At 75.9% G+C, this 7,009-nt stretch carries 8 protein-coding genes; 4 read left to right on the top strand and 4 right to left on the bottom strand.

What is annotated here, in order from left to right; translation table 11 throughout:
- Window positions 1–81: 81 nt before the first annotated feature.
- Window positions 82–687 carry a copper resistance CopC family protein gene (locus tag ACOJTC_RS22345; protein WP_420118352.1) on the bottom strand — a complete coding sequence of 202 codons (606 nt, stop codon included), beginning with the start codon at window positions 685–687 and terminating at the stop codon, window positions 82–84.
- 224 nt (window positions 688–911) lie between these two features.
- On the opposite strand from ACOJTC_RS22345, the gene ACOJTC_RS22340 reads away from it, so the two are divergent.
- On the top strand, window positions 912–1,577 hold the full coding sequence (locus tag ACOJTC_RS22340; protein WP_420118351.1) for a hypothetical protein: 666 nt from the start codon (window positions 912–914) through the stop codon (window positions 1,575–1,577).
- Window positions 1,578–1,643: 66 nt separating this feature from the next.
- On the opposite strand, the gene ACOJTC_RS22335 is transcribed toward ACOJTC_RS22340, so the two are convergent.
- From ACOJTC_RS22335 to ACOJTC_RS22325, 3 genes are all read right to left on the bottom strand, one after another.
- On the bottom strand, window positions 1,644–2,609 hold the full coding sequence (locus ACOJTC_RS22335) for an NADP-dependent oxidoreductase (RefSeq protein ID WP_420118350.1): 966 nt from the start codon (window positions 2,607–2,609) through the stop codon (window positions 1,644–1,646).
- Window positions 2,610–2,645: 36 nt separating this feature from the next.
- The gene (locus ACOJTC_RS22330) at window positions 2,646–3,002 is read right to left on the bottom strand and encodes a hypothetical protein (protein WP_420118349.1); all 357 of its coding nucleotides are present in this window, start codon (window positions 3,000–3,002) and stop codon (window positions 2,646–2,648) included.
- 104 nt (window positions 3,003–3,106) lie between these two features.
- Window positions 3,107–3,646 carry a hypothetical protein gene (locus tag ACOJTC_RS22325; protein ID WP_357935408.1) on the bottom strand — a complete coding sequence of 180 codons (540 nt, stop codon included), beginning with the start codon at window positions 3,644–3,646 and terminating at the stop codon, window positions 3,107–3,109.
- A 194-nt stretch (window positions 3,647–3,840) separates the two neighbouring features.
- Here ACOJTC_RS22325 and ACOJTC_RS22320 point away from each other — a divergent pair, with 194 nt between their 5' ends.
- The 3 genes from ACOJTC_RS22320 (at window position 3,841) to ACOJTC_RS22310 (ending at window position 6,895) form a co-directional block, all read left to right on the top strand.
- Entirely contained in the window at window positions 3,841–5,019 is a 1,179-nt protein-coding gene (locus tag ACOJTC_RS22320; RefSeq protein ID WP_420118348.1) for a sensor histidine kinase, read from the top strand.
- A complete protein-coding gene (locus ACOJTC_RS22315) occupies window positions 5,016–5,681 on the top strand; it encodes a response regulator (protein ID WP_420118347.1) in 666 nt (221 codons plus the stop codon). The genes ACOJTC_RS22320 and ACOJTC_RS22315 overlap by 4 nt, the downstream gene beginning before the upstream one ends.
- Window positions 5,682–5,815: 134 nt before the next feature.
- Entirely contained in the window at window positions 5,816–6,895 is a 1,080-nt protein-coding gene (locus ACOJTC_RS22310; RefSeq protein ID WP_420118346.1) for a cellulose binding domain-containing protein, read from the top strand.
- Window positions 6,896–7,009: the final 114 nt, after the last annotated feature.

The raw sequence follows: 7,009 nt of genomic DNA, 5'->3' as shown, positions 1-7,009 counted from the left end.
CCCGCCCCCGCTTGGTATAGCTCAACCCCCACAGCCCCGGGGGCCCCGCGGGTCCCCGGGGGCCCCCGCGTCGGTGTCCGGTCAGGACCGGGTGGAGCGGCGGCGCAGGAACAGGCCCGCGGCGAGCGCGGCGAGCAGCACCAGGCCACCGGCCGCCGCCCAGAGCCAACCCCGGCCGTTGTCGTCGGTGCCGGCGGCGACCGGGGTGGTCGACGGGGAGCCGGGTGCCGCGCTGCTCGGCGTCGGCGACGGGGTGGGACTGGCCGACGGGCTGACCGACGGCGACGGGGGCGCGGCGGCGGTGCCGGTGGTGAGGGTGAACCGCACCTCCCCCTTGACGGGGTGGCCGTCGCTGGACGGCAATTGATAGTCGACGATGTAGAGACCGGCCGCGCCCGGGGCGAACGGCACCCTGACCCGGCTGCCGGAAAAGGTCGGCTCGCCACCGGCGGCCGGGATGTTGTCCGGCCCGGTCACTGTGATCTTCGTCCTGTCCGGATCGAGTTTGGCCAGGAAACGCAGCTCGACGGCGGCCGGCGCGGTGGCGACCTTGGCCCCGTTGGCCGGATTGCTCCCGGTCAGCGAGTTGTGTGCCAGCGCCGGCGACGCCGGCAACAACGCCACGCCGAGCGCCACGCCGACGAGCACTGGCACCGCCCGCACCAGCCGTGGGACCCTGCCCCCCATGAAGCCCTCCGCAAAGGTACGATCCGCCCGCTGATCACGCGGCTGAGAAATTGGTCGTTCCAGGATCGCAGATAGTTCCACATATTGTTCCCAGAGCTGCATCCGAGCGATGTTCCAGGAAGTCTGTGCGGTGGGGCCGGCGCTGCCCGGTCACGCACCGATGCCGACCGGCCCGCGCGTGACCCGCAGCACAGCCATCCATCGAACGGGGCGAGGAGGCGGCGATGGTCGACAGGGTGAGGCGGCTGCTGGCAGCGGTCGCGGTGGGCGTGGCGGCGGCGGTGGTGCTCGGCACCGGGCCGGCGGCGCAGGCGGCCGGGGCGCACCGGGCGGCACCGAAGACGCCACCCGCCGGGGTGGACATCACAGGGGTGGGGCTGACCGAACCGCTGCGCCTGCGCAGCGACACCGCCCCGACCCACGTGGTCGCGGTCATCGACCAGGTCAGCTGGTTCGGCCGCACCGGCCAGGCCAAGGGCCCCACGGCCGCCGACCTCGGTCCGAAGTACACCATCGTGGTGCTCGCCGGGGACACCGCCACGCAGACGTTCGACCTCTACCCGCTGGCCAAGGGCGGTCCCCGGGCCTTCCGGCCGGCCAAGCAGCCCGACGCGCGCAAGACCACCGCCGGCTGGTTCCTCGGCCGGCTCACCATGTCCGAGACGCTGCGCGCCGCCGGGGTGCCGCTGGAGCCGCAGCTCGACACGGTCAGCGGCGGCGTGGGTGGCGGCGAACGGGCCCTTCCGGACGACGCCCTCAACCCGGGTCGCGACATCGACGACGCGATCTCCGAACTTCAGCGGTTGCTGCTGCTCAACGTGGGCGTGATGCTGGTGATCACGCTCGGCCTGGCGGGCATCGCCCTGCTGGTCCGCCGCCGCACCCGCTGACCACGGGCCGGCCGCCGGTACCGGCCCCGCCCGGCCGGCCGGGACGCCGCCGCGCCCCGGTGCGGGTCACGCCGGTGCCCGGTCGGCCGCCGTACCCGCCGCCGCCCACCCCGCCAGCACCACCGTGCCCCGGACGGGCCCGGCCGCGCCCAGCCGGGGCGGGTCCGCGGCCTGGGCCAGCGGGAGCACCCGCTCGATGTGGACGGTGAGCCGGCCCGCGTCGACCAGCGCGGCCAGCAACCCCAGGTCCGCCGTGGACGGCTGCACGAACAGGTAGCTGCCGCCGAGCCGGGTGACGTGCTCCGGGTCGGCGACGGAGACCAGCCGGGACGGCCGGGACAACAGCACCGCCGAGACGTCCAGCGCCGCCCCGCCGAACAGGTCGAGCGCCACGTCCACCCCGTCGGGCGCGAGCGTGCGGAGCCGGTCGGCCAGGCCGTCGCCGTGGGCGACCGGTTCGGCACCCAAAGACCGGACGAAGTCGTGATTGGCCGGACCCGCCGTGCCGATCACCCGGGTCGCCCCCAACGCCCGCGCCACCTGCACCGCCAGGTGCCCCACCCCGCCCGACGCCCCGTGCACCAGCACGGTGTCCCCCGCGCCGGTGCCGGCCCGCCGCAACGCCTGGTAGGCGGTCAACCCGGCCAGCGGCAGGCCGGCCGCCTCGACCCAGGACGCCTGGGACGGCCGGATCGCCAGGCAGCGCTGCGGGGCGGGGACCAGTTCGGCGTAGCTGCCGTACTGGAGGTGGTCGCGGCGGACGTACCCGATCACCTCGTCGCCGACGGCGAACCCGGTCACCGCCGGGCCGGCCGCCACCACCACGCCCGCCGCGTCCCAGCCGGGCACCAGGGGGAAGTGCGCGGGAATCGCGTCGGCCAGCAACCCCTCACGGATCTTCGCGTCGACCGGGTTCACTCCGGCGGCGCGGACCCGCACCAGCACCGTGTCCGGACCCACCGGGGGGTCGGGCAGTTCCCGCAGGGTCAGCCGGTCGGCCGTACCCCACCCGTCGATCGCGATCGCCTGCACGTCACCCACGCTAACGGTCGACGGGCCGTCAGGTGATCAGCACCAACGGTGTGGCGGGCGTTGCACGCGCTGCCGACGCCGGCCGGGGCGGACCGGGCCGTGCCGGTGCCCGCCCGCCCAGCCGGCCAGGTCGCTGCGGCAGGCCCGGGGCGGCGGGTCCGGTTGGCCGGTCGGGCCGGGTTCCACCGCCGCCGGTCGGGCCGCCGCGCCGTCGACCGTCTCGACGCCGCGTTGGCGGGGCAGCGCCAGCTCGTCGTCGGCCCGTTCGGCCGCCCGACAGACCTGCTCCGTCGCCAGCCGGCGGTGCGGTCGGGCCGCCCCGGGCTGGTCGTGGTGGCCCGGCCGGCAGGGCTCGCCCTGGGCGCAGCCGTGGTCGGCCTCCCCGTGCGCCATCCCGGTCTCCTCACACTCGCGTCGCCCGCCGGGACGACACCCCGGCGCGGCAGTGCCACCGTACTGGCCGGCACCGACGCGCCGTGCAGCGCGTACCCCCGGGGTCAGGACCTCGGCCGACGCGGGAAGATCGTCTCCCAGACCGGGAACGCGACCAGCCAGATCAGCAGCGCGACGGTGAGGGTGCGGATCCAGTTCGCCAGCTCCCGGGTGCGCTCGGCGTCACCGACGACGACGATCGCGGCGGCCAGCAGGGCGCAGGCGACCGCCCAGCCGAGCAGTGCCTTGCCCCACTCCCGCCACTCGTAGCGGGCCCGCGCCCAGCCGTACCGGGGTGGTTTCACCGGCGGCGGGCCGCCGGCGAAACGGTGCGCGAAGCGCTGGTCGGCCCACCGGATCATGGAGTGCCCGAACGCCACCGAGAACCCGAGGTAGACGGCGGCCAGCCCGTGGGTGGCGTCCGCGGTCGCCCCCCGGCGCAGGTCCATCGCCGCCGCGCCCAGCAGCACCAGATCGACCAGGGGAACGCAGACCAGCAGCGCCGCCCCCAGCCGGGGCCGGCGCAGCGGGTACCGGGCGACCAGCCCGGCCACGAGCAGCACCCAGAATCCGATCTCGCACCCGACGATGACCGCCAGCAGCATGTCCACCTCCCCGTTCCGGTCAAGCGTGCCGGGGCGGGGAGGTGGTCACCTCACCGGCGGGGACGAGTTCCGGGTCCCTCCTTCGGTGGAGCCGCGGCCCGGCGTACCCCCTTCGGCGGACGGCCGACCGGGCGGCCTCCTCCGCAGGTGGGAGGGGCACCGGCCCGGGGTGTGGTGGGATCGGGACCATGCGGATGCCGGGCTGGGTCGGCTCCGGCCGGCCGGGACGCGACCTGGCCCTGGCCGGGGTGTCCCTGGTCGGCGGCCTGGCGGCCTACGGCGTCGGCCTGCAACCCCAGTTCCCCTGGGCGCCGGACGTGCCACGGGTGTCCTTCCTGCTGCCGCTGTTGGCGGCGAGCGTGGCGGTCGGGCTGCGCCGGGTGGCCACCCGGACCGGCCTGGTGGTGGGCACGGTGGCGGTGTTCGCCGACGCCGCGCTCGGCGTGTCGGTGGGCGTCACGGTGGTCTACACCCAGGTGTTGTACGACACGTGCGTGTACGGCCCGTCCCGGTGGTGGCGCTGGCTGCTGCGGGTCACGGTCGGGCTCAGCGTCGGCGGCACGGTGGCGGGCCTGCTCTGGTGGGGCTGGCGGGGTGCCGCCGTCGGGATGCCGTTCGCGCTGCTCGGGGTGCTGCCGGTGGTCACCGGGATCAGCGTGCGGCAGTACCGGGACCAGGCGGCGACCGAGCGGGCCCGCGCCGAGCAGACCGCCCGGCTGGTCGAGCTGGACCGGCGGCAGGCGGTGCTGGCCGAGCGGGCCCGGATGGCCCGGGAGCTGCACGACGTGGTGGCGAACCAGCTCAGCGCGGTGGCCCTGCACGCCACCGCCCTGCTCGCCGCCCCCGGGCTGGACCGGCCCCGCATCGACGCGGCGCTGCGGGTGATCCGGGAGAGCAGCGTGCAGGGCATGGCCGAGATGCGGCAGCTCGTCGGGCTGCTGCGGGAGCCGTCCGTGGACCCGGTGCAGGAGGCCACCCGGGTCCGGCTGGACGAGCTGGACCGGCTGCTGGCCCGGATGGCCGACGCCGGGCTGCGGGTCCGCACGACGGTGCGGGGGTCGCCCCGGGAGCTGCCGGTGGGGGTCGACCTGGCGGCGTACCGGATCGTGCAGGAGTCGTTGACCAACGCGTTGCGCCACGGCACGGGCACGGCGGAGCTGACCGTGGCGTACCTGCCGACGGAGGTGGCGGTGACGGTGGAGAATCCGGTTCGCTCCGGCGGGCCGGCCGACGGCGCGGCACTGCCGGCCGGGGGCGCGGGCCTGATCGGGATGCGGGAGCGGGCCGCCCTGCTCGACGGCGGGTTCACCGCCGGCCCCCGGGACGGCTGCTGGCGGGTGCGGGCGACGCTGCCGGCCGGGGAGCGGACGTGACCGCCCCGGTCCGGGTCGTGCTGGCCGACGACCAGGCGGCGGTCCGGGCCGGTCTGGTGCTGATCCTGGCCGGCGCGCCGGAGATCGAGGTGGTGGGCGAGGCGGCCGACGGGGAGGCGGCGGTACGGCTGTGCCGGGAGCTGCGTCCCGACGTGGCGGTGCTGGACATCCGGATGCCCCGGCTGGACGGGGTGTCGGCGACCCGGGAGATCGTCGCCGCCGGCACCGCCGATGTGCTGGTGCTGACCACCTTCGACCTCGACGAGTACGTCTTCGGCGCGCTGCGCGCCGGGGCGGCCGGTTTCCTGCTCAAGGACACCGACGCGGCCGGTCTGGTGGCGGCGGTGCGGACGGTGGCCCGGGGCGAGGGGGTGATCGCCCCGACGCTGACCCGGCGGCTGATCGCGGCGTTCGCGGCGACCGCGCCCGGCGTCGACGGGGCGGACCGCGCCGCCGTGGCCGGGTTGACCCCCCGGGAGCGTGACGTGCTGGCCTGCCTGGGCGTCGGCCTGTCCAACCGGGAGATCGCCGACCGGCTGGCGGTGGCGGAGAGCACCGCGAAGACCCACGTGAGCCGGGTGTTGGCGAAGTTGGCGCTGCGCAGCCGGGTGCAGGCGGCGATCCTGGCGCAGGAGCTGGCGCTGCCCGCGCCGCCACCATGACATAGGTCTCTATCTATATTGACCACGACCCATTGCTGGCCGTAGGGTGCGAGCGGAACCATGGGCTCCCCGGCCGGCGGCCGGTCCGACGCCGCCCCCCGATCGGAGCTCCGACGGGGATCGGAGGAATCGTCATGATCGCGTCCAGGCGGTCCGTCCTGACTGCCGGCGGCATCCTCGCCGCCACCACCATCGTCGCCCTCGGCATGACCACGGTCGCCGGTGGCGCACCCGCCACGGCCACCCCGGCCGGCGGCTGCACCGCCACGGTCCGGGTCGACTCCCGCTGGGGCAGCGGCGCGAGCGGCGGCCAGATCGTCACCTTCACCGTCGCCAACACCGCGTCGGCGACCGCCAGCCGGTGGACGGTCACCTGGCCGCTCGCCGACGGCCAGCGGATCGTGTCGTCCTGGAACACCTCGATCAGCGCGACGGGTGGCACCGCGACCGCGACCAACGCGTCGTACAACGGGGTGCTCACTCCTGGCGCGTCGACCACCTTCGGCGTGCAGCTCGCCGGCCCCACCACCGCACCCACGCCGAGCTGCACCAACGACGCCGTCCCGCCGACCACCACCAGCCCGCCGACCGGCGCCGACGTCACCGTCCGCGAGGCCGACAACCAGCGCACCGTCACCCTGTACGTCGGGCAGACGCTGGGCGTCACCCTGGCGGCCGACTACCTGCCGGTCAGCACCACCGGGAACGCGCTGACCCCGGTGTCGAGCAGCGGTGGCTTCCCGACCGGGCAGCCGCTCGTGGCGACGCTGCGGGCCGTGACCCCGGGCACCGCCGAGCTGACCACCCACACCGACTACGCCTGCCGGCACGCCACCCCGCCGTGCGCCCCGGCGAGCGTGCTGTGGACGCTGCACGTCGCGGTCATCGAGCTGCCGCCGACCGACGCCGGGCAGACCGTCGTCGTCTCCGCGCCCGACAACCAGCGTGACCTCACGCTGCGCGTCGGCGACACGCTCGTGGTGAGCCTGGCCAGCAACTACCTGCCCCCGACGCTCTCCCCCGCCGGGGTCGTGGTGCCGGCCGAGGTGACCGGCGGCTACCCCAGCGGCCAGCCGCTCGTCGCCCGGTACGTGGCGACCGCACCCGGCCGGGTCGACGTCTCCACCATCACCGACAACCTCTGCCGGCACCAGCCGACCCCCTGCCCGTCCCCCCAGGTGCGCTGGGTGGTGCACGTCACCGTCACCAACTGACCGGCACACCGCCGACCTGCGCCCCGGCTCCCGGCGGCCCCCCCCAGGGGGGCCGCCGGGCGCCCACCGCGCACCCCCGCACAACGGCCTTAACACCGGATCCCTGATCGCACA

Origin of the sequence: Micromonospora sp. (assembly GCF_048594385.1) — a bacterium.
Lineage (GTDB): Bacteria > Actinomycetota > Actinomycetes > Mycobacteriales > Micromonosporaceae > Micromonospora > Micromonospora wenchangensis.
The sequence above is the reverse complement of the archived record's forward strand: the minus strand, read 5'-3'. Positions and strand labels throughout refer to the sequence as shown.